The 21,327-nt window shown below is 39.4% G+C and carries 22 protein-coding genes and 1 riboswitch; of the genes, 16 read left to right on the top strand and 6 right to left on the bottom strand.

Annotated elements, in window-relative coordinates:
* Positions 1-3 precede the first annotated feature (3 nt).
* From OB69_RS02730 to OB69_RS18545, 6 genes are all read left to right on the top strand, one after another.
* Positions 4-249 (top strand): hypothetical protein, encoded by a 246-nt coding sequence (locus OB69_RS02730; RefSeq protein WP_053222163.1) that lies wholly within the window; start codon positions 4-6, stop codon positions 247-249.
* Positions 250-346: 97 nt separating this feature from the next.
* Positions 347-1,009: a hypothetical protein gene (locus tag OB69_RS02725; RefSeq protein ID WP_053222162.1), complete on the top strand. Its 663-nt coding sequence runs from the start codon at positions 347-349 to the stop codon at positions 1,007-1,009.
* 3 nt (positions 1,010-1,012) lie between these two features.
* The gene (locus tag OB69_RS02720; RefSeq protein ID WP_053222161.1) at positions 1,013-1,402 is read left to right on the top strand and encodes a hypothetical protein; all 390 of its coding nucleotides are present in this window, start codon (positions 1,013-1,015) and stop codon (positions 1,400-1,402) included.
* Between the two features lie 99 nt (positions 1,403-1,501).
* Positions 1,502-1,717 (top strand): hypothetical protein, encoded by a 216-nt coding sequence (locus OB69_RS02715; protein WP_053222160.1) that lies wholly within the window; start codon positions 1,502-1,504, stop codon positions 1,715-1,717.
* Positions 1,718-1,823: 106 nt separating this feature from the next.
* Positions 1,824-2,066 carry a hypothetical protein gene (locus OB69_RS02710; RefSeq protein WP_053222159.1) on the top strand — a complete coding sequence of 81 codons (243 nt, stop codon included), beginning with the start codon at positions 1,824-1,826 and terminating at the stop codon, positions 2,064-2,066.
* A gap of 11 nt (positions 2,067-2,077) precedes the next feature.
* Positions 2,078-2,248 (top strand): hypothetical protein, encoded by a 171-nt coding sequence (locus tag OB69_RS18545; RefSeq protein WP_157608472.1) that lies wholly within the window; start codon positions 2,078-2,080, stop codon positions 2,246-2,248.
* Between the two features lie 193 nt (positions 2,249-2,441).
* On the opposite strand, the gene OB69_RS02705 is transcribed toward OB69_RS18545, so the two are convergent.
* Positions 2,442-3,149, bottom strand: coding sequence for a hypothetical protein (locus OB69_RS02705; protein ID WP_053222158.1), 708 nt, complete (start codon positions 3,147-3,149; stop codon positions 2,442-2,444).
* A 1,199-nt stretch (positions 3,150-4,348) separates the two neighbouring features.
* Between OB69_RS02705 and OB69_RS18695 the strand changes: the two genes are divergently transcribed.
* The 6 genes from OB69_RS18695 (at position 4,349) to OB69_RS02680 (ending at position 10,908) form a co-directional block, all read left to right on the top strand.
* A complete protein-coding gene (locus tag OB69_RS18695; protein WP_185096845.1) occupies positions 4,349-4,498 on the top strand; it encodes a hypothetical protein in 150 nt (49 codons plus the stop codon).
* A 156-nt stretch (positions 4,499-4,654) separates the two neighbouring features.
* Positions 4,655-5,002, top strand: a complete 348-nt coding sequence (locus OB69_RS02700) for an SH3 domain-containing protein (protein WP_053222157.1) — start codon at positions 4,655-4,657, stop codon at positions 5,000-5,002.
* Positions 5,003-5,207: 205 nt separating this feature from the next.
* The gene (locus OB69_RS02695) at positions 5,208-5,750 is read left to right on the top strand and encodes a hypothetical protein (RefSeq protein ID WP_053222156.1); all 543 of its coding nucleotides are present in this window, start codon (positions 5,208-5,210) and stop codon (positions 5,748-5,750) included.
* Positions 5,751-6,076: 326 nt separating this feature from the next.
* A complete protein-coding gene (locus tag OB69_RS02690) occupies positions 6,077-6,268 on the top strand; it encodes a hypothetical protein (RefSeq protein ID WP_053222155.1) in 192 nt (63 codons plus the stop codon).
* A 400-nt stretch (positions 6,269-6,668) separates the two neighbouring features.
* Complete coding sequence (dinB, locus tag OB69_RS02685) at positions 6,669-7,880, top strand: DNA polymerase IV (RefSeq protein ID WP_053222154.1); 1,212 nt, start codon at positions 6,669-6,671, stop codon at positions 7,878-7,880.
* Between the two features lie 22 nt (positions 7,881-7,902).
* Positions 7,903-10,908 carry a DNA polymerase III subunit alpha gene (locus OB69_RS02680; RefSeq protein ID WP_053222153.1) on the top strand — a complete coding sequence of 1,002 codons (3,006 nt, stop codon included), beginning with the start codon at positions 7,903-7,905 and terminating at the stop codon, positions 10,906-10,908.
* 360 nt (positions 10,909-11,268) lie between these two features.
* Here the strand turns inward: OB69_RS02680 and guaB are convergent, their stop codons facing one another.
* The 3 genes from guaB to OB69_RS02665 form a co-directional block, all read right to left on the bottom strand.
* Entirely contained in the window at positions 11,269-12,741 is a 1,473-nt protein-coding gene (gene guaB, locus OB69_RS02675) for an IMP dehydrogenase (protein ID WP_053222152.1), read from the bottom strand.
* 111 nt (positions 12,742-12,852) lie between these two features.
* Positions 12,853-14,004 carry an aminotransferase class V-fold PLP-dependent enzyme gene (locus OB69_RS02670; RefSeq protein ID WP_053222151.1) on the bottom strand — a complete coding sequence of 384 codons (1,152 nt, stop codon included), beginning with the start codon at positions 14,002-14,004 and terminating at the stop codon, positions 12,853-12,855.
* A 2-nt stretch (positions 14,005-14,006) separates the two neighbouring features.
* Positions 14,007-14,525 (bottom strand): thioredoxin family protein, encoded by a 519-nt coding sequence (locus tag OB69_RS02665; RefSeq protein ID WP_082338049.1) that lies wholly within the window; start codon positions 14,523-14,525, stop codon positions 14,007-14,009.
* On the opposite strand from OB69_RS02665, the gene pnuC reads away from it, so the two are divergent.
* The 4 genes from pnuC to OB69_RS02645 all read left to right on the top strand — a co-directional run bounded on the left by pnuC (position 14,524) and on the right by OB69_RS02645 (position 19,203).
* A complete protein-coding gene (pnuC, locus tag OB69_RS02660; protein WP_082338048.1) occupies positions 14,524-15,228 on the top strand; it encodes a nicotinamide riboside transporter PnuC in 705 nt (234 codons plus the stop codon). The two genes, OB69_RS02665 and pnuC, sit on opposite strands and share 2 nt — an antisense overlap.
* A gap of 2 nt (positions 15,229-15,230) precedes the next feature.
* Complete coding sequence (locus tag OB69_RS02655) at positions 15,231-15,740, top strand: AAA family ATPase (protein ID WP_053222424.1); 510 nt, start codon at positions 15,231-15,233, stop codon at positions 15,738-15,740.
* Between the two features lie 21 nt (positions 15,741-15,761).
* A riboswitch (TPP riboswitch) is annotated at positions 15,762-15,858 on the top strand.
* A gap of 53 nt (positions 15,859-15,911) precedes the next feature.
* The gene (locus OB69_RS02650) at positions 15,912-18,368 is read left to right on the top strand and encodes a TonB-dependent receptor (RefSeq protein ID WP_053222148.1); all 2,457 of its coding nucleotides are present in this window, start codon (positions 15,912-15,914) and stop codon (positions 18,366-18,368) included.
* A 187-nt stretch (positions 18,369-18,555) separates the two neighbouring features.
* Complete coding sequence (locus OB69_RS02645; RefSeq protein ID WP_053222147.1) at positions 18,556-19,203, top strand: hypothetical protein; 648 nt, start codon at positions 18,556-18,558, stop codon at positions 19,201-19,203.
* Positions 19,204-19,411: 208 nt separating this feature from the next.
* Here OB69_RS02645 and OB69_RS02640 read toward each other — a convergent pair whose 3' ends face one another.
* Both OB69_RS02640 and OB69_RS02635 read right to left on the bottom strand, forming a co-directional pair.
* Positions 19,412-19,930 (bottom strand): hypothetical protein, encoded by a 519-nt coding sequence (locus tag OB69_RS02640; protein WP_053222146.1) that lies wholly within the window; start codon positions 19,928-19,930, stop codon positions 19,412-19,414.
* Positions 19,923-21,209 (bottom strand): restriction endonuclease subunit S, encoded by a 1,287-nt coding sequence (locus OB69_RS02635; RefSeq protein ID WP_221404845.1) that lies wholly within the window; start codon positions 21,207-21,209, stop codon positions 19,923-19,925. The genes OB69_RS02640 and OB69_RS02635 overlap by 8 nt, the downstream gene beginning before the upstream one ends.
* Positions 21,210-21,327: the final 118 nt, after the last annotated feature.

Genomic DNA, 21,327 nt, shown 5'->3' with positions numbered 1-21,327 from the left:
GCTATGAGCGATTTGAAAACGAATTTCCCCGATTGGAGACCCGAAAAGCAAGCTATAGACCCTCGTTTAAGAAAAGTGAGAAATAGAACGCAGTTAGCGGATTTTTATGGGTGTCACATCAATACTTTAAAGAGATGGCTTGATTTAGCAGAAAATAGAATCTCATTTCAACTTAAAGGTCGGAGGTCATTTTTTCCGAATGAAATATTAGAAATAGTGGATGTTTTAGGCCCCTCACCTAAAGATTAAAAATTATTTCACTCTAATTCACCATAACTCATTGTAACTCAAAAGTGATATTTCGCCCTCCATTAAGTTTGAATTAACATTTAAAAAAAAAGTCAAAATGAAAAATTTCAAACAACGACAAAGAGCCTATGAGCTCTTTGATGAAGGCTGCGACAATGAAGCTGTGGCCTATGATTTACAAGAAGACCTAGCATTGGTTGAACGCTGGAAGGCCGATTATGATGCTGACGAAGCCCTTGCTGGATTACCGGAGGACAAAGAACTGAGCCGTCAGCTGTTAGGTGTTCAGATCAAGAGTATTGCACTCAGGGAAAGAGAGCTTGAAGCCTACCAACAAGAAAAGGAGGAACAAGAACTCAAAGAAAAGCGAGGGAAAGTGGTAAGCTTTAAGAAGCTTTTCAATTTCCTTAAAAAGTACTGCCAGCGCTGCAAGTGGACTTTTGATGAAGTTCGAGGTTTCATCCTAAAACTTAAGAAGCTACAAACCCAAGTTGAGGAAGTTTGCGCTCATGACGAAGAAGTTTTCTCTCGTCTCTTCATATGGAACCGCTTGGAAGGCCTGATCCAACATTTAGAAGGCCTAGTGGCAGAATACAGTGAAGGCGATACAATCAAAATTAATTTTGATGAAAACGATTTACTATACTTAAATGAGGGTCTGGAGATACACGATTTTGATGACGAAATTGAAGAAGATCCAGAAGAAGAAAAGCCTCTTTCTGGATTACTTGAAGAAGAGTTTTCGCCCAAAAAGTACTAGGCCATGTATAGAACTTTAAACGGTCAGTACTATCCTGAAGAGCCACTAAACGGTGGCGAATGGATAGGCAGCGGAATTGATTTTGTCTCCAATCTAATTGGAGGCAATCAAGCCAAAAAGCAATCTGAAAGAGAGATTGCAGCGCTCAGGATTCAGCAAGAAATAGCTCAACAAAATAATGCGGCCGCACTTGAGGCCGAAAGGTTGAGGATTCAAAGAGCACAGGTTGAAGCCTATACCCCAGGTATACAATCAAATGGAATGAGCAATGGTTTAAAAGCAACCTTGGTTATTTCAGCAGTAGCATTAGCAGCTTTGGGTACCGTAATGGTTGTAAAGGCCAAAAACGGGGAAGATAAATCACTCAATGGTTTGGTGAATACTTTAGAGTGATTCTTGTTGATTTGGGTGGGGCATCTACGCCAAGATGCCCCTATTTTTTTGCTTATTACTATTAGAGAACTCTTTAATGATTGTTCGTAAATTGTAGTAATGAACAAGATCAATTATCCGGTTACAAGAAAGAAGCTGGCCAATATTTATAATAGCGATAGAAGAACCCTTGCTTATTGGCTTGAAGAAATTGGGATTACCCACAAAAGGACACTAAGTCCTAAAGAACTTACCTCGTTTATTCATGAATACGGCCTACCTGATGATTACACCTGCCCAACATACGAGACGAATAGGGCCATTTTCAACGCATGAGAATAGGCGTTTGGTACGTTTGTTAGGCCGTTTGGGCTATTGCGAACGCGGTACGCCAACGCGTTCACCCCGTTTGCGAACGGCATCGAACGCCTAAAACCTTCAAATGAAACGCCATAACATGGAGCAAAAAAGAACAATTAGGGTGGGTACTACACGCCAACAACTGGCCAAGCTTTACAATTGCGATGTAGATACGATTATCATTTGGCTCAAGGAAGTGGGTGTAAACCATCAAAAGAATCTTCAGGCAATTGAGTTGGCAGAATTCATTGCCAGTGTAGGGGCTCCAGATGTTGACGTAGAAATCAGAGTCCCATACCTCAAAACTTTACCTCTTACAACTTAAATCGAAATGATATGAAAGTAATATCTCCAGGAATCACTAAGGCAGAACTTGCCGATATGTATGGTGTATCTCTTAGAACGTTCAACGGCTGGCTGAAGGATGCTGGGATAATAGAAGGTACGGGGAAGAAGCAAAGAAGGCTAAACCCTAGGCAGCTGTACGAAATGGTAAAACAACTTTAATTACCTGTTGGGGTGACAATTTCCATAACTGAACCAGATTTTCTCGTGCGTGAAGTAGATGCCAATAACAAAACGATGTAGTATTTGGGCGTTCTGGGTCGTTCGAAAACGCGTTGCACAATTAGATTCTACCCCGTTCGGGCGTTTGCGAACGCCTTGTAACCCCGTTTGTAAACGGGCAAACGCCCTGTTATCATAAAGCGAACGCCTTAACAAACCCCACATTTTGGCTGGCCAGTAACTCCTTATGCCTATCATCTGGGCACACAACCACATACTTACCCGGCTTATAGCTCTTGTAGAAGTTGATTTGCCTAAGCAATGCTCCAACTGAGGGTATTTTGGTTTTTACTTCAAAGAATACTTCATCATCATTAAAGTATGAGAATAGATAGGGCAACGAATACTCTTCAATCTCTTTTTTTTGATTTGACCCTATTGGGATGCCTTTTATCATATAGCCCATATAGGAAAATGCAACATGCATGTCTATAAATCCGAGCGTGTATTTATCTCCAACCCTTCGTCCTTCTCTCTCAACCGTCATTTCCCATTTAACACTATGAGAAGTAATTAGTGGCCGCTCGATAGCCTGTTCCAAAATTTCTTTTCCAGTCCAATTCTGGAGTGAGTCAATTAGTTTTTGATGTTCCTCAAGCTTGTTTCCACTCCATTTTAATTGTTGAATCATTGGTGGTAATAGCCTTTGAAGTTCTTCCTTGGTTGAATTAACCATTCTCTCAACCTCCCAGCGTTCAAAAGGTGTATAGTAAAGGTTGTTGAGAACCTGGTCAATATTCTTCTGAAGCCAGATCATTATATTGTCGTGAGTGCTAGAGTTGAGATCATTATCAAAAAATCCCAGCTGCTGAATGTGGGTTTGTGCTTTGGGTTCTGCCATAGTAATAGCCCGTTCGGGGGCGTTTGCAAACGGGGGTGCCTAATTTCGTGCCAAATCGGATTTTGACTCATTAACTCCTTTCAGTTAAGGGGCATAGTTATTTGGCAGAAACTGCCTTTTTGAATGTTTTAAGCACTTATTGAATGGTTAAAAGCTGCGTTGTAACCGATTATTACCCCCGTTCGCTGGCGTTTGGCAGGGGCGTTTGCGCGTTTGCAAACGGGGCAACTTAATTTCATTTGAAAAGGCTATTCGAGAAGGGTAATATGTTTAGATAGAAAGAGGGGGTAGTCAACTGAAAGATTGTTTTAAAGTAGTTAAGCACATTTTTCACTGGTTAATTGACAATATGTAACTGGTTATTAACCGCTTGTTTAGGCGTTGTTTCCATTATTAGATGATTTTGATTAAGCCGTTACAAGGCGTTGCGAACGCCAAAGGTATGCCGTTGCGTGTATTTGAAAACGGTCGTTATTACCTTATGTCTACGGAAATGGAGTTGGATTATAGTGAACGGAAACTATTACATCCTTTTTACTAATCAGAATTTTATTTGTTAATAGGGGCTAATAAAGTAATTATTAATTGTCTCGTTCCTAAATGTATCTAGATAAGACAGAATTAACTTTGGAGCGATCGGCAGACTAGATTTTTTTTTCTCCCAATAGATTTGTGATATAACCACCAATTCCAAAAGCAAACAGTTTTAGCAGATCATAGATCAGATTGTCAAAAATGCTATTGAAGTGGTCATTCATTAGAACAAATATACCAAAACGGTCTAAATTAACCAGTCTTCCTATGTAAAGTGAATTGATTCAAGGTTGTTAACCGATTAATAAGCGGTTACTGTCAAGCTTTAACTGGTTAATGACCGCTTGTTTAGGCGTTCGGGGCGTTTGCGAACGGGGTTAGTCAAAGCCATTAATAAGCAATGAGGAATTCTTGAAATTGTAATTTCCTGATCACGCATCATATAAGGATTTCGAAGAGTTTAAAGAACACTTTGAAGAAGAGATCCGGTATTGCCCAACTTGTGGTAATTGTTATTGGGATGGGTGCGTGAAAATGTGTGGATGTAAGGCTTAGTGACTTGATTTACAGTTGTTTATTTTCCAAAAAATACCCACATATAGGTATTGTTTCTGATTTGGCAAAGGACTTCATTTATGTGAATTAATAACTAAAACATTTACATTATGCCAGTTAGACACACACCAACAGGAGAAGTACATAAAGGAACTAAAGGTGGAACTACCGGATGTGGAGTAAACACTAATACTCATTCATCCCATTGGGAGAATACTTCCGCTTCATTAACCTGCGGTAAAAACGGATGCAAGAATTAAGCTTCAGTTAAGTACTGAAGCTTTTTCTATTCTATACAGTCACCCCTATTCTCTCTTGCAGCCAATCTAAAATTGACCGCAATAAACTCTTATTTCAAATTTTCAAGTATGAAATGTATCATTGCTTTAGCTCTTTGCTTTATACACTGTGCCCTTATGGGCCAGAGCTATTATGTGTCTTCAAGCTCACTCAACTTAAGGGTTGGGCCAAGTATAGAATCAAAATCTATCCAAACCCTTTCGCAATACGACAATGTCACTATGCTAGAGGAATCAGGCGAGTGGTATAAAATTCAGTTTGGTGATAAAACGGGGTATGCTAACAAGAATTTTCTGAAGGCGGGGAAAGCAGTAACAAGCATTTCTTCTTATAGAATTGGTGCTACCTGCAAAGATGGAACGAGCTCTAGCGCTACTGGCCGTGGCGCATGCTCCCATCATGGAGGAGTTTCTAGTTGGCGAACCAAATCTACAAAGGTTCTTTTGAGGGTTGAAAAGGGGTGATTTTTCTACTTAATAACAAGACTAGATAGTTTGTTAATTTATTAAGTGCTTATGGATATTTTTTGTACTCAGTAGAAATTGTTGTTATTTTTAACTTTTATTAACATTTTTACATCTATCGAACCCTCTTTTGAAGTACTAAAACCGCTTTTTAAACTAAAAATCACCCATTTTGGCACCATATTCGTTTATACATCTAACAGGAATGCTTATTGAAAAGGCCGATATTGTGGCTGGAATAATAAGTGGTATTATAGTGACGTTGTTCTTCTTTCTGCTTCGTATTTCAGTTAAACCGAGAATAAAAGTATCTCAGTTTATTGTTAGGAGGAATAGAAAGAATTTAGAAACTGGAGAAGTAAATGAAGTATTCCAAATTAAATTCTATAATGCATCTTGGTCTAGCATTGAAGATGTTACTATAGACTTTTACTTAATGAATGACTGGTATAGTAGTGATAAAAAAAGTTTTGCTGCTATACCTATAAAACTCAATTTGGATAGTTTTAAGTTTCTTCCTGGTAAATTAAAGAGAAATAAAGAACTTAATGATAACTGTGTTGTTGTTACATTACACGGGAATCTCGATGAGATTTGGAAAGATAAACATGATTGGCTTGAGTTACATATAACGGCTTATCATTCCTTAAGTGGATTTAGAAAAGTGAAGAAGCGAACTTATAAAGGTTTGAAATGTATTGAAATGGGTAAGTTTGCTGATGGTGAAGTATTTAAGTTAGACAGTTAACTTGCATACTTGAAAAAAAAAACTGTAATATTGTATATCATTTAAAACTTAAGACCATGAAAAAGACAAATGAAAGTTCAAGGAACGTAATGATGATTCTAAAAGATATTGAACTCGGTTAGATTATTATAAAAAATATAAACAGTTCAAGGGCTCTAGATATATCTAGAGCCCTTTTGTTTTAATATTACTATTGGTTCCTAAACCAACTTTACTAATTTATTTACAATACTTGTTTAGGCATCCACATACAATAAGGGACAAGGAGAAAGTTAGTCAACAACGGATTTCAGATTATTTTGTATTTTTATATAAATCCAAAAGATATGAACGAGCTAGAAATCTATTTAAAAAAGTCAGTTACTCTTGATGATAAAGAGTTAATCGTTTTCATTAAACCTAAAGACACGGGGGCACGATTAATAAAAATAACAGAAAGTCATGTTTGGGTAGATTACGGTAATATTTTAACAATAAAGCCTATTCATGATTTAACAATCATAGTAAGGAAAGATTAGATATATCCATCAACCTATAAAAAAGAAACCCGTGACAACTTATGTGGCTGACCTCTATTCAACCTGTCAAAATAAACCAATCACTCTTGTTGCCATTGTAGTTGCTAGTTCTAGCGTCTATTAATATGTTACCCAATTTCTTATATTCAACTGTTAATCAATTAGTTGATAATTCTTGTCGGGATCACTAAAAAGCCTCGATTTTTATATAAAATCGGGGCTTTTTGTATTCTATGGCATGCGTTTCTTATTTAACATTTTGATAAACCAACAATATAGGTATCACGCTCTCTCATAACTAATAACCCTTAACCAATTTAGTATTCCTAATCATAAAATCTAATAATTTTAGTTAACTAAAATTATTAGATTTGCGTTAGCTTTTGGAAAGACTACTGAATTGGAAAAAACGATCCTTCATCTCGATCTGGATACATTTTTTGTGTCTGTTGAACGCCTGCTCGATAATAGACTTATTGGCAAGCCTGTGCTTATTGGCGGGGTTACCGATCGCGGGGTAGTGGCGGCTTGTAGTTACGAGGCACGGGCTTATGGTGTGCATTCGGCCATGCCCATGAAACGAGCCAAAGAGCTTTGTCCCGATGCCATCCAAATCCGTGGTAATTCCGCTACTTATACCAATTATTCCGAGGACGTAACCAACATCATAAAAGAGACAGTACCGCTTTACGAAAAATCATCTATCGATGAGTTTTATGCTGACCTAACAGGTTTGGATAAGTTTTTCAATAGTTATCTCATGGCTTCGGAACTACGTAAACGGATTATTAAAGAAACCGGGCTTCCTATTTCTTTTGGTTTATCGAAGAATAAAACCATTTCTAAAATAGCTACAGGCGAAGCAAAGCCCAACAATCAAATTAAGGTAGAGTTGGGCACAGAAGTGCCCTTTATTGCTCCGCTTTCCATCAGTAAAATCCCGATGGTGGGTGAAAAAACTCAACAAACCCTATACAGTTTGGGAGTAAAGCAAATCAAGACCATTCAGGAAATGCCCATGGAGCTGATGGAAAAAGTGCTGGGCAAAAATGGGGTGAGTATTTGGAAGAAGGCCCAAGCGCTAGACAATTCGCCAGTGATGCCTTACAACGAACGAAAGTCAATTTCTACGGAAAGAACTTTTGACCGAGACACCATTGATGTGGTTAAACTTAAAGGCATACTGCTGGCCATGGCAGAAAACCTTGCTTTTCAGTTGCGCAGAGGGCAAAAGCTTACTTCTTGCGTTACTGTCAAAGTCCGCTATTCTGATTTCAATACTTATACGCTTCAGTCTCGAATTTCATATACTTCCGCAGATCATGTGTTGATTGCTAAAGTGCTGGAGTTGTTTAATAAACTCTACCATAAACGACTTTTGGTCAGGTTGATTGGCGTTCGCTTCAGCCATTTGGTAGAAGGAAGTTATCAGATCAACCTTTTTGAAGATATAGAAGAGCAACTCAATCTGTACCATGCCATGGACAAAATGCGCGATAAATATGGTGATAGAGTGGTAATGCGCGCAGCTGGAATGGAAGCTAGAACCATCAGTCGTTTCAACCCTTTTAATGGAGAGCCACCTCCGCTTTTGCCGAACAGGAGACAATAATTGATGAAAAAATGGTTTTAGCATGTATCTCAACACCCATTCCTATTTCAGCTTTAAATACGGCACCGTTAAAACAGCCGAATTGCTTGCTCAAATGCAGAAGGCTGGAGTGCGTACTTTTGCATTAACGGATATTAATAGCACGGCTACCAGTCTCAATTTTGTACGAATAGCATCTAAACATAACATTAAACCAGTTTTGGGAATTGATTTCAGAAATGGAGCCGACCAGCTGTTTGTAGCCATTGCCAAAAACAATGAGGGCTTTAAAGAGCTTAATGATTACCTCTCTAAGTTTCTTCATTCAGGAGAAAAAATTCCAGGTAGAGCTCCAGCTTTTCAGCATGCTTTTGTGGTGTACCCTTTTCAGAAGTACGCCCATTTTCAGCTTCGCGAAGATGAATTTATTGGTATAAAGCCAGCCGATTTAATTAAGCTGGTTTATCCACCACACCAGATGGAAAAGACCAAACTGGTGATGTTGCCAACGGCTACATTCAGAAGTAAAATTGATAAAGAAACGGGGGGAAGGGTTGTTCTGAAAAAGGACTTTAATGCCCATCGTTTGTTGCGGGCGATAGACAACAATACACTGCTGAGCAAGCTGCCTAAGACAGAAGAAGGCAGCGCAGAGGATTTCATTCGCCCGGTGGAGGAATTAAAGAAATTGTATCGTGACCATCCCTATATGATCACCAATACCGAAAAGCTATTGGATGAATGCAGTGTCCATTTTGATTTCGAAGGGGAAAATCTGAATAAAAATCAACGCACTTATTGCGGTAGTCCCGAGGCGGATTATCAAATGTTGGAGAGGCTGTGCAAAGAAGGTTTTGATTATCGTTACCCACAACCTACCCAAGAAATTCTAAATCGTATTCAAACGGAATTAGAGGTGATCAAGCAACAGGGTTTTATGTCTTATTTTTTGATCAATTGGCGCATTTGTCAGTATGCCCGAAGCAAAGGCTATTTCTATGTAGGTAGAGGCAGTGGAGCCAACTCTGTAGTGGCCTATTTGCTGCGCATTACCGATGTCGATCCCATAGAACTCGACCTTTATTTCGAGCGTTTTATAAATCTTTATAGAAAAAATCCACCTGATTTCGATATTGATTTCTCCTGGAAAGATAGAGAAGACATTACCAACTTCATTTTTTCAGAATTTAAGAATGTTAGCTTATTGGCTGCTTATAGTACTTTTCAGTTTAGGGCCATTGTGCGTGAACTGGGCAAAGTACTCGGTGTGCCTCCGCACGAAATAGATCATATCCAGTCGGCTAAAGTGGAGGACTTGGACGAGCTACATTTACTGGTTTTGCGTTATGGAAATTACATTGAAAATTTCCCCAGTCACCTGAGTATTCATGCGGGCGGAATTCTGATTTCAGAAAAACCCATCCATTATTATACCGCTACCTATCTTCCCCCCAAGGGTTTTCCTACCACCCATTTCGATATGGTTGTGGCTGAAGATGTGGGCCTATATAAATTCGATATTCTGAGCCAGCGCGGTTTGGGAAAAATCAAGGAGAGCTTGTCAATTATTTCCAAAAACCATCCTGACGACCCGCATTTCGATATTCATAATATTGCTCAGTTTAAAAAAGATCCAAAAATCAAGGCCATGCTGCGCGAAGGGCAGGCGATCGGTTGCTTTTATGTAGAATCGCCCGCCATGCGCATGCTACTCAAAAAACTGAGGGTGGAAGAATACTTGGGCTTGGTGGCTGCCAGTTCAGTCATTCGGCCTGGGGTGGCCAAATCGGGCATGATGCGCCAATATATTCTGCGCTTTCGTGAACCCGAAAAACGGAAAGAAGCTCACCCCACCATGTTGAGTATTATGCCCGAAACCTTTGGCGTAATGGTGTATCAGGAAGATGTAATTAAAGTGGCGCATTACTTTGCCGACCTTACTTTGGCCGAGGCCGATGTATTGCGCAGGGGCATGTCGGGGAAATATCGTTCACGTGAGGAGTTTCAAAGCGTTCGTGATAAGTATTTTGAAAACTGTGCGGCTAAAGGGCATTCTCATCAGTTGGCAGCAGAAATATGGCGGCAAATTGAAAGCTTTGCGGGCTATGCTTTTGCCAAAGGGCATTCGGCTAGTTATGCTGTAGAAAGTTACCAAAGCCTTTTTCTGAAAGCCTATTATCCGCTGGAATACATGGTAGCAACCATGAATAACGGGGGTGGTTTTTACAGCGTGGAGTTGTATGCGCACGAGGCTTTTATGCACGGTGCCGATATTCAAGCGCCTTGTGTAAATCAAAGCGAACAACTCTGTACCATTTATGGTAACACCATTTTTATGGGCTTGGCATTTATTGGTGCGTTAGAACAAAATACGGTACAGGAAGTGCTCACAGAAAGGCAAAAGAACGGAGTATTTATGAGCTTCGATCACTTCTTGAAAAGGGTACAGATTTCACTCGATCAGCTAAGCTTGCTTATCCGAATCAATGCTTTTCGTTTTACGGGCTACACCAAAAAGGAATTGCTTTGGGAGGCTTACCTTAAGTTAGGTCAGCAGAAAAAAACCAAACCCGCCAAAATGCTTTTCGACCCAGAAGTAAAACACTATAAATTACCTGAACTCAACTATGATCTGTTGGAAGATGCTTTTGATCAAATTGAATTACTTGGCTTTCCGCTTTGCAACCCTTTCCATTTATTAAAAGAGCAGCCAGAAAAAGATGTGATGGTAAGAGAAATGGAACAGCATAGAGACAAGCTAGTGAAAATGGTGGGTTATTTAATTCATGTGAAAAGCACTACCACTTCGGGTGGAAAACGAATGCAGTTTGGGACATGGATTGACCGGGAAGGCCACTTTATAGACAGTACCCACTTTCCTCCAGTTGCAGCAAAGTATCCTTTCAGAGGAAAAGGTATTTATGAAATTACAGGCAAAGTGGTAGAAGAGTTTGATTTTTTCAGTCTGGAAGTGGTAGCTATGCAAAAGCTTCCATTTACCCATGACCCTCGCTTAGCATTGGCCTCAAGACATGCGAGTAATGGATAATCCTTGTGGAAAATCTACCCAACCTCCTACATTTTGTTTCGACAGCTCCAGAAAATAGCTAAGCATATACAGCTTAGTTTAAGCTCGTGTTATTGATCAGTTTATAAAAACGTACAGAACAGTACCTATAATAAGGTTTTTAATGAAAAAATAAACCAATCATTACTGTTGCCATTGTAGTTACTCTAACACCTATTAATTTGTTACCCATAATGTTACCCAATTTTCTTATATTTAACTGTTAGTCAATCAGTTGATAACTCTTGTCGGGATCACTTTTAACAATAACTAACAAGTATAAACAAGAGGAAAGCCACTCATTTGAGCGGCTTTCCTATTATCGGTCTGAGTAAATCAGATTTATCTTCTGCTGTAATTAGGCGCTTCGCGGGTAATCATAATATCATGTGGATGGCTTTCGCTCATACCTGCATTGGTGATTTTCACGAATTGCGCTTTTTGCAAATCTTCAATAGTACCAGCACCACAGTAGCCCATTCCTGCTTTCAAACCACCTGTTAATTGGTAAAGCATTTCCTGAACTGTGCCTTTATAAGGTACACGGCCTACGATTCCTTCTGGTACTAATTTCTTAATGTCATCTTCCGCATCTTGGAAATAACGGTCTTTCGATCCATCTTCCATGGCCTCTACAGAACCCATACCTCGGTATGATTTGAATTTTCTTCCTTCGTAAAGAATTACTTCACCTGGAGCTTCTTCAGTTCCTGCAAGCAACGAACCAATCATAATGGTACTAGCCCCACCAGCAATGGCTTTTACCAAGTCGCCAGAGTAACGGATACCGCCATCAGCAATAACTGGAACACCTGAACCTTGAATGGCTTTAGCCGACTCATATACAGCCGAGAGCTGTGGCATACCCACTCCAGCAATTACTCGCGTGGTACAAATACTGCCTGGGCCAACACCTACTTTAATGGCGTCTGCACCAGCATCTACCAAAGCTTTGGCAGCCGCAGCAGTAGCAATGTTTCCTACGATTAGTTCTAAATCAGGGTAAGAAGCTTTAACACGTTTCGCCATATCAATCACTCCTTTAGAATGACCATGTGCCGTATCAATAGAAATTACATCCACCCCAGCATTTCTCAATGCATCAATTCTTTCGATAATATCTGGAGTAACTCCAACAGCAGCGCCTACTCTTAAACGACCGTATTCATCTTTACACGCGTTAGGTCTGTCTCTGTTTTTCAGAATATCTTTATAGGTAATCAGGCCGCTTAGTTTGCCGTGTTCATCAATAATCGGAAGTTTTTCGATTTTATATTCTTGAAGAATGCCCTCGGCCTCATCTAAACCAATTCCCATTTTCGCGGTAATCAAGTTCTCGATGGTCATGATTTCGCGCACCGGCTTGGTCATATCTTTGATAAAGCGCATGTCGCGGTTAGTGATAATTCCGACCAAGTTTTGGTCTTTATCAACTACAGGAATACCGCCAATTTTATTCTCGCGCATGATTTTGTCCGCGTCCCTTGCAGTGCTTTCTACATTCAGGGTAATTGGGTCTAAAATCATTCCGCTTTGCGAACGTTTTACTTTTCGCACTTGCTGGGCTTGTTCATCGGCCTTCATGTTTTTATGAATAAAACCTAAGCCACCTTCCAGCGCCATTGCAATGGCCAATTCATATTCGGTTACAGTATCCATAGCGGCCGAAACCAATGGAATATTCAACTGAATGTTTCTGGTAAGTAATGTTTTTGTGTTGGTATCTCTGGGTAAAATGTCAGAGTAAGCAGGGAGAAGCAGGACATCATCGTAGGTCAGTGCTTCAAAAAGGAATTTGTTTGTGTCGAGAGCCATGGCAAATAAAAACAGGGTTTATTTGCCGGACAAAATTACGGAGATTGACGGATTAAAAAAACTATGGACTCAATATAATTTTCTTTCCGCTTTCATGCCTTTCTAAAGTCTTTACACCTGCTTTAAAGACTGGATTAAACGACCAAAATCTTCTTTGCTATTATAAACATGGGGTGACACTCTAATGGAATTTCCGCGAACCGAAACAAAAACTTTGTCGGCAGCTAAGCGGTTTTTCACTACTTCTAAATCAAGCCCTTTTGGCAATCTGATTCCGAAAAGGTGTTCGCTCCGATAATCAGCAGATTCGATTTGAAAACCCATTTTCACCAACTCTTGCTGTGCTTCTTGGGCAATCGACTTACAGTAAGACTGAATGTTTTCTGGTCCCCAAGTATTTACTTGGCGAAGTGCTTCAGTAAGCATTGGGCTAAGAATAAAGTTGGCACTTTCGCCTACTTCGTAGCGGATGGCTCCCGGTTGATATTCGTCCTGGTAGTTCACCAAATTGGCAAAGTTCTGACTGTCCAATCGGTTCATCCAGTTGTTTTCAATGGGTTTTCCGTTTTGAAAATATTCACCAAAATAAGCCATGCCAGTAGCGTAAGGCCCCATCAGCCATTTGTAACCAGAAGCGACTACAGCATCGGGTTGAAATTCTTGCACATCAAAAGGCAAAGCGCCAATGGATTGCGTACCATCAATCACCAAAAGTGCACCAACTTCTCTTGTGCGTTCTCTAATTTTTTTCAGGTTGAATTTAGTGCCGTCTGCCCAATGGATATGGCCAATGGCGACCATTTTGGTTTTGCTGTCTATGGCTTCTAGAATGCGTTCATTCCATATTTTGCCACGGTTTTTAGCAGTTTCCGGAGCTTTCACAATACGCAATGTCACGCCTTTTTCTTTCTCTAGTTCCTTCCAAGCATACACATTGCTAGGGAATTGCCCTTCGGGAATGATGATGTTATCGCCTTTTTCTACCTGAAGGTTTTTGGCCACATTGGCCATGCCGTAAGAGGCGGAGGGCGTAATGACACAAAGGTTTTCATTTTTTACGTTGATCAGTTTGGCAAATTCTGCCCTTAGCAGTTCGCCATTTTTAAAAAAGTCTTCCGGCTTAATTGTGGTCGGATCCTCCTTTCCGTACACTGCCCTAACGCCTACTTCGGCCACCGATTTAAGCATAGGCGACATGTACCCGCAGTTGAGGTAAGTAATGTCCTGTGGTAAATTAAACAGGTGACTTTGGTTTTGAAGCATGGCTATTTTAAAATGCGTACCAACTCCTCTTCAAAAGAACCTTCTGGCTCTTCAATTACACGTGTAACTTCCTCTCCATTCAGATAAAAAATGATTGTGGGTGTATTCTTAATATCGAAGCCTTTTTCCTTTCCTTTCAAACTTGTTTTATCTACATCTAGCGCGTATAATTCCAATTGGTCTCCAATTCCCATATCATCCATTACACGCATTAAACGAGGTATTTCACGGTTACTATCATGGCACCAAGTACCCATAAAAGCGAGCACTTTTAGGTTTTTAATGTTCTTTTTCTTGGCATCCTTAAGTAATTCAGTATTAACCCTATAGGTCTTGTAATTACTATTGAACCATAGCTTATAGGGCATCTGTTTTAGTCCTTCTTTGGTAATAGGGCCGTTCAAAATTTTATCTACATGAGTCGATACACTCTCCGTTTCAACATTGTATTCGGTCTCTTGCCCGTTCATTACCAAAGGGAATGCAACAAGAATAACCACTAACATAATAATTGCTTTCATGATCTCCATTCTGTTTAAAATCAACAAACGAAATATACCACAAAATTATATCTTTGGCGACATGCAGCTCAACGACATCTGGCAAGACATCATTTCATATGCGCAAGGAATAAGCGTATGGGAGCTGTCAGGGTTAATTTTCGGAATTCTAGCAGTACTCTTTTTAATTAAGGAAAGTGTGTGGACGTGGCCTGCGGGTGTGGCTTATGTTCTTGTTTCCTTTTTCGTTTTTTGGGAAGCACGATTATATGGCGACTTCATTCTACACATCTTTTTCCTAGTGTTAAATATTTATGGGTGGTACTATTGGACCAAGGGAAAAAAGGGAGATCAACCCGATGTACTTATAAGTCATACCAGTGCTAAACGAGGCGTTTTTCTTATTGCCATCACCTTTGTTGGGATTTTTTTATTCGCACAATTCTTAATCAATATTCCCAATTATTTTGAAGGGATGGAACCTGCAGCACTTCCTTACTGGGATAGCACTACTTCAATTTTGAGTGTAACAGGAATGTGGCTAACGGCCAGAAAGAAAATTGACAACTGGTATTATTGGTTTGCGGTAGACGTGCTCGCTACTTGTATCTACTTTTATAAAGAACTTTATTTTTATTCGTTTTTATACTTTTTATACATCGGTATGGCCATTGCAGGTTATTTGGCTTGGAAGAAAACCATGATGAATCAATCTTACAATTAAACATGATTAAAGTAGCAGTTATTGGTCCAGAGAGTACGGGAAAAACTACTTTAACAAAGGAATTGGCCAAGCAATACAATACTGTTTGGGTGCCCGAATATGCTAGAGATTATTTAAATCAACTCGATAGGCCTTATGTTCAGTCTGACCTTTTGGAAATTGCGAAAGGCCAAATCGAGAGCCAAAAGAAAATGCGCAAACAAGCCCGCGAATTACTTTTTTGCGATACCGATTTACATGTGATTAAGGTATGGAGCGAACACAAATATGGTGTTTGCGACCCATGGATATTGAATCAACTTCAGCTACAGTATTACGATTTGTACATAATTACCGATTTTGATATTCCTTATGAAGAAGATCCTCTTCGCGAACATCCAGAAATGAGATCTTACTTTTTTGATATTTATCGGAACTTGATGAAAGACAACGACAAAGCTTTCATTATAGCGCAAGGTGATTTAAAAGCGCGTATTGAGCAAGCCAAGAAAGCCATTGGTGCCTTGCTATAATTAAAAACTGTTCTACCTTTGTCGCGAATTAAGGGGTGCCCCATAACAACGGGCTGAGATTATACCCATTGAACCTGATGCAGGTAATGCTGCCGAAGGGAGGTATGGTAAACATTTGAAAAGGGAGCGCTTCCCCTGGCGCTTCGTTTGTGAACCATTTAAAATTACAAAATGCAAAAATTAATTTTGACGTTGGCTTTAATGCTGACAGCAACAGGTGTGTTTGCGCAACACTCTCTGAAAGGTAAAGTTGTAGACGAAGCAACTGGGTCACCGATTTTTGGTGCCAATCTTATGATTGAATCAATTCAAAAAGGTACTTCTACAAATGAAGAAGGCGAATTTGAGTTGAACGATATTCCTCCTGGCACTTACAATGTCAAGGTAAGCATGGTGAGTTACATTACCTTGAACAAAACGGTTGAGGTAACTAACAATCAAACGGTTGATTTTAAATTGAAATCGGATTTAACCAGACTAGAATCAGTTGTGGTAACTGGTACTAGGGCCAGCGAAAAGACGGCCACTACTTTCTCTGAAGTTTCGAAGGAAGAAATCGAGCAGCAGAATTTAGGTCAAGATTTGCCTTTTTTACTGAACTGGACGCCTTCTGTAGTGGTAACTTCTGATGCGGGTGCAGGAGTAGGCTACACCGGCATTCGAATTCGTGGTAGCGATGGTGCCAGAATTAACGTAACTATCAACGGTATTCCAGTAAACGATTCGGAATCGCAGGGTACTTTTTGGGTAAATATGCCCGATTTGGCCACTTCAACCGACAATGTGCAAGTGCAACGTGGTGTAGGAACATCAACCAATGGTGCAGGCGCTTTTGGCGGTTCTATTAACATTGCCACTAACAATTTGAGCCAAGATGCGGAAGCCAGTATCAACACTTCAATAGGCTCATTCAACACTCAAAAATATAACGCAGTGTTCAAAACAGGTTTGTTGGAAAACAATTTTGCTTTCGAAGGTAGGTTGTCTAATATTTCGTCTGACGGTTATATAGACAGGGCCTCTTCAGACCTGAGTTCTTACTTCCTTTCTGGTGGTTATTACGGCAAAAAATCAATTCTGAAATTGATCACCTTTGCGGGTAAAGAGCGCACCTACCAAAGCTGGTACGGAACACCAGAAGCAAAAATTAAGAATGATGCTGCAGGTATAGATGCAGTTATTGCCAACAATGGTTTTTCAGCACAGCAAGCAGCTAATCTTCGTAATTCTGGTAGAACTTATAATTTCTATGAGTACCAAAATCAAGTAGATGATTACAAGCAAGCGCATTACCAAGCCCATTTTTCGCATCAGATTAATGAGCCATTGAGCTTTAACACCTCACTTCACTACACCAAGGGTGCTGGTTTTTTTGAGGAATACAAAGACGATGAAGATTTCGCAGACTATGGTTTGAACAATGTAACGGTAGGTGCAACTACCATAGAATCGACAGATTTGATTAGAAGACGTTGGTTGGACAATGACTTTTACGGAGTGACTTACGGCTTGAACTACGAAACCGAAAACCTACAAGCGAATTTTGGCGGTGCCTACAATGAGTATAAAGGTGATCATTTTGGTGAAATCATTTGGGCCGAATATGCGAGCACCAGCCGCATTGGAGACAGGTATTATGAAAGCACTTCAGAAAAATTCGACTTCAATAATTTTGTGAAGGTAAATTACCAAGCCAACGATAAGATTAACCTCTATGGAGACTTACAGGTGAGAACCGTAAACTATGCCAGCAGGGGCAACGATAACGATTTAAAGGCCTTCGATTTCGATAACCAATATTCGTTCTTCAACCCTAAGTTTGGCTTGACTTACCAAGTAAGCACCAGTGCAAACGCCTACATTTCTTATGCTCGCGCGAATAAAGAGCCAAATCGTTCAGATATTATTGACGCACCGGCTGGAGCCGAGCCTAAAGCGGAACAGTTGAACAACCTTGAGGTGGGCTATAGACTGAACAAATCAAAATTTGCTTTTGAAGCGAATTACTACTTAATGGATTACAAAGATCAATTGGTATTGACTGGTGAGGTAAATGATGTTGGATCGAATATCAGAACCAATGTAGCCAACAGTTACCGAATGGGAATTGAGCTTCAGGCAGGAGTAGAGTTGGCTAGAGGTTTAGAGTTGAACGCTAACCTTACGTTAAGCGAAAATAAAATCAAGAATTTTGAAGAAGTACTTTACGATTACGGAGCAGCTTTTGACGAATACAACGAAGTTAGAAACAATTATACTGATACCGATATTTCATTTTCACCAAGTGTAATTGCAGGTGGTCAGCTGAGTTATATGCCTACTTCTGGCTTGTCGCTGAGTCTGCTTTCTAAATATGTGGGCGATCAGTATTTAGACAATACTTCAAATGAAAATCGCAAGATTGATGCATTCTTCATTAATGATTTTAGAGTGAATTACAGCATTAAGCCGAGTTTCGTAAAAGAGCTTACGCTGAATTTATTGGTGAACAATATTTTCAATGTGGAATACGAATCGAACGGATACACCTTTGGCTACTTTGGTGGTGCTAATTATGAGGTAAGGGAGAATTACCTTTACCCTCAAGCGGGCACTAACTTCTTATTATCCTTAGGGCTGAAGTTTTAAAGATAGATTAGTTTAGTATTTCGAAAAGCCTTCGGCATTTATTTGCTGAGGGTTTTTTGTTTTAGGATTCAACCTATTTCAGGACGATACACCACACTACTTGATCAAAATTCTCTCACCAATCGTTTTTGATTCCTTAAAAATGCTGCAATTTTGAACAGCGTATTTAACCAAGGAAACCAGCCGTATGTCATCACACCACATTGTTAGAGACGAACAAGAACCCGCATTACTCATTGACGATCCAAAAGCTTTAACAATTGAAGATGTAGATCAGCTATTGGAGTGGAGCCCCACGGTTATTGTTACTGAGAAAGCGCTTAGCGAAGTGCTAAAATGGGGAATTAAAATTGATGTGGTGGTGGCCAACATCGCCAACCTGCAAACACTGAAGCCACGGCTTGCCGAGCAATCTCCCGTACAGCTTTTAGGCTTTGAAGATGATGATTTACTGGCCTGTGCTTATATCTTTCTGCTCGACCATAATTACCCTGCGGTAAATATAATGGCCGATATTTACCAATCTACAGTGCTCGATACGGTAAGAGAATTCTCAAAACAGATTGACAGTATTGTATTTGCCATTCACCAAAAGTGGACATATGTTTCTAGTGGCCATTTTGAAAAATGGGTGATGGTTAGTCATCATTTTGGAATTCACCCAGTAGCGCAAAACACCTTTTTTACTTCGGAAGGATTCTATAATGATTACGAGAATGAAATGCTTTTAGAACCCATTGAGCTTACTGCTGAAATCACAGGGAAAATAAAACTTAAAACCAACGAAAAGCCCCTTTGGATAGTAGAATCCGTAACCACCGACAGCTATAAATAGAAGCTTGATGAATTGCCTAACCCTCCAAAAGTTAAGATGATTGGTTCTTTAAGGCTCAATGATTCCAGTAAGGCATAATTAAGAACTTTTGGAGGGATGAGTTTGATTTAACTGTTATGAAGTATTATCTGTAGCGCTTTATTATTTAGCTCAGGTTATGAACAAACCGCTCCAAAAGGTTTGTGTTTATTTCAGCTTAACAGGGATTCTATTCATCGCTCTCAATTTCTTGAATTGTTTTACTTGGTAGCCATTCAAGCATTTCTTCAATTCTCTTTTTATCATCTTCATGGTTTGTCCAACCAAAATTGTTGACCATTTCAGAAATGATAAAAGGGTCATACACCTTTTTAAGTCTCCAATTTTTGATGTACCGTATTTGCGTTACTACTGTAATTAACTTTTTACGTTTTCTCGGTTTGCCTATTACATACGTGTATTCAGCACCATCACCCCAATGCGTAGGCGAACAATATACTTTAGTGCCCGGGGCAAATTGCTTGGTACCTCGCACAACACCTAAATCTTTACCTGCTACATGTTTGTCTACAATATTGCCAACAAGGCAATAAATAAACTCCATATCATCTGGACTGGCAGGACGAAGAAAAGATCTTTGAAATCGAGTAATCATTTCTTTCACCTGTTCATCAGACCAATCTTCATTAAGATGGACATAGCTTACTCCAGCTTTAAAATGAATTTCGATTGTGTTGTCCTTAGCCATGCGTTTTGGTTTCTTGTTGAATATAGGCTAATGCCGTTTCTTCATCGTGCTCAATCGCTATTTCTACGGCTGTTTTGGCTACTTCTAAAAGGTGTTCGGATTGTTTTTTAAGGGTGAAGCTTTGCTCTACCAAATCGGCTATTTGCTGTTGTTTGTCTTGTTCGATAATTGGAATCAGAAAATTGTCAATGTCTTTAGGGTAAAGTTCTGCCTGAGCACTTCCAGCACTAAGTTTTTCTGTCTGAAGTCTCCCTATTGTTGAGTTCATCACAAACCCAATGTATTGTGGATTATACCCTTTTTTCAGCCTTAAAATATTGACATGATTGCTAGCGAGTGCTTTTTTATCAATTAGATAAACTTGTGTTCTTCCGATATTTGCACCTGTTGTGTAAGTAAGTATGTCATTTTTAAAAACTCTTGCCCTTTCCTGTTCATCCCAATAATCCGGACTAGTTTTCTCAAAATTGTCGTAATCTAGGGTCTGCTCAAGAATGTGTTTGCTATTTATAACATTCAATTCTCCATCTTCCACATATTGAGGTTGTAAACCTCTAAAGTTGTCTGTTCTAATGTTTTTGATCAAGACAAATGAACTTGATTTTATTTGTTCTTCTAATTCATCATACTTCACCTGATAATACTCTGCATCCAAACGCCCAGAGCTGCCAAATGACTCTGAGAAGCTTTTAACATTTACAGGTTCTTGGCTGGGTTGGAAATCGGCTAAATTTAGTTCTTGGAGTAGAACCTGTTCGGCTTGGGTGTAGGTAGATTTCGATTCATTTGTTTTGTTAAATGCAAATTGAACTATAGCCTCTATTTCTTTCTGGAAATCAATATCTAAGATTGGAATCAAAAGTTTTCTGATTTGAAAGATGCTTACCCAAGGTTGCACGTTTCCAGTCGATAATCTTTCAATTTGCTTTATACCATATTTGCTGTTGAAGTAGCTGGTAAAGTAAAAAGGGTTTAGCTCTTTCTTGTTTTTGATTGTTAGTTTGATAACATTTTCACTGCAATTATACCCTACTTCATTTTTAGTAATTATTGAGGCTCCTCCAATTTTACCCTTTCTTGCCATCATTACATCGTATAATGCAGTAGTAGATTTGGGTAATTGTTTGTGTGATGCTTCTGAAATATATTCTAAGTCATTTAGGTTAATAAAAGTATCACCACAGTTACCAGATCTAATAAATGGAACGTTCTTAGGACCATTATCACTCATTATTTTTTTGACTGCCGCAAATGAACCATTCGTAGATAGATCTGACATCTTGGTAAGATCAACTAACATCGGTGAATTTTCAATTTTCTTGTAGATATCAATATATTCCTTCTGATAGTAATTTGCATCCAAACGAAACTCTTCGTTATCAGGTAAAATATCCTTG

It is taken from the genome of Roseivirga seohaensis subsp. aquiponti, from assembly GCF_001267955.1.
Lineage (GTDB): Bacteria > Bacteroidota > Bacteroidia > Cytophagales > Cyclobacteriaceae > Roseivirga > Roseivirga seohaensis.
This window is presented reverse-complemented; position numbering and strand designations above follow the sequence as displayed.

Excerpts from the sequence above, each read along its gene's own strand:
- OB69_RS02680 (WP_053222153.1), top strand. The coding sequence starts at position 7,903 with ATGTATCTCAACACCCATTCCTATTTCAGCTTTAAATACGGCACCGTT.
- OB69_RS02720 (WP_053222161.1), top strand. The coding sequence starts at position 1,013 with ATGTATAGAACTTTAAACGGTCAGTACTATCCTGAAGAGCCACTAAAC.
- OB69_RS02710 (WP_053222159.1), top strand. The coding sequence starts at position 1,824 with ATGAAACGCCATAACATGGAGCAAAAAAGAACAATTAGGGTGGGTACT.
- OB69_RS02690 (WP_053222155.1), top strand. The coding sequence starts at position 6,077 with ATGAACGAGCTAGAAATCTATTTAAAAAAGTCAGTTACTCTTGATGAT.
- OB69_RS02705 (WP_053222158.1), bottom strand. The coding sequence starts at position 3,149 with ATGGCAGAACCCAAAGCACAAACCCACATTCAGCAGCTGGGATTTTTT.
- pnuC (WP_082338048.1), top strand. The coding sequence starts at position 14,524 with ATGATCTCCATTCTGTTTAAAATCAACAAACGAAATATACCACAAAAT.
- OB69_RS02695 (WP_053222156.1), top strand. The coding sequence starts at position 5,208 with ATGCTTATTGAAAAGGCCGATATTGTGGCTGGAATAATAAGTGGTATT.
- OB69_RS02640 (WP_053222146.1), bottom strand. The coding sequence starts at position 19,930 with ATGGCTAAGGACAACACAATCGAAATTCATTTTAAAGCTGGAGTAAGC.
- OB69_RS02730 (WP_053222163.1), top strand. The coding sequence starts at position 4 with ATGAGCGATTTGAAAACGAATTTCCCCGATTGGAGACCCGAAAAGCAA.
- OB69_RS02670 (WP_053222151.1), bottom strand. The coding sequence starts at position 14,004 with ATGCTTCAAAACCAAAGTCACCTGTTTAATTTACCACAGGACATTACT.
- OB69_RS02635 (WP_221404845.1), bottom strand. The coding sequence starts at position 21,209 with ATGTCAGATCTATCTACGAATGGTTCATTTGCGGCAGTCAAAAAAATA.
- OB69_RS02665 (WP_082338049.1), bottom strand. The coding sequence starts at position 14,525 with ATGAAAGCAATTATTATGTTAGTGGTTATTCTTGTTGCATTCCCTTTG.
- OB69_RS02725 (WP_053222162.1), top strand. The coding sequence starts at position 347 with ATGAAAAATTTCAAACAACGACAAAGAGCCTATGAGCTCTTTGATGAA.
- OB69_RS02715 (WP_053222160.1), top strand. The coding sequence starts at position 1,502 with ATGAACAAGATCAATTATCCGGTTACAAGAAAGAAGCTGGCCAATATT.
- OB69_RS02700 (WP_053222157.1), top strand. The coding sequence starts at position 4,655 with ATGGGCCAGAGCTATTATGTGTCTTCAAGCTCACTCAACTTAAGGGTT.
- OB69_RS02650 (WP_053222148.1), top strand. The coding sequence starts at position 15,912 with ATGCAAAAATTAATTTTGACGTTGGCTTTAATGCTGACAGCAACAGGT.
- OB69_RS18695 (WP_185096845.1), top strand. The coding sequence starts at position 4,349 with ATGCCAGTTAGACACACACCAACAGGAGAAGTACATAAAGGAACTAAA.
- OB69_RS02655 (WP_053222424.1), top strand. The coding sequence starts at position 15,231 with ATGATTAAAGTAGCAGTTATTGGTCCAGAGAGTACGGGAAAAACTACT.
- OB69_RS18545 (WP_157608472.1), top strand. The coding sequence starts at position 2,078 with ATGAAAGTAATATCTCCAGGAATCACTAAGGCAGAACTTGCCGATATG.
- guaB (WP_053222152.1), bottom strand. The coding sequence starts at position 12,741 with ATGGCTCTCGACACAAACAAATTCCTTTTTGAAGCACTGACCTACGAT.
- OB69_RS02645 (WP_053222147.1), top strand. The coding sequence starts at position 18,556 with ATGTCATCACACCACATTGTTAGAGACGAACAAGAACCCGCATTACTC.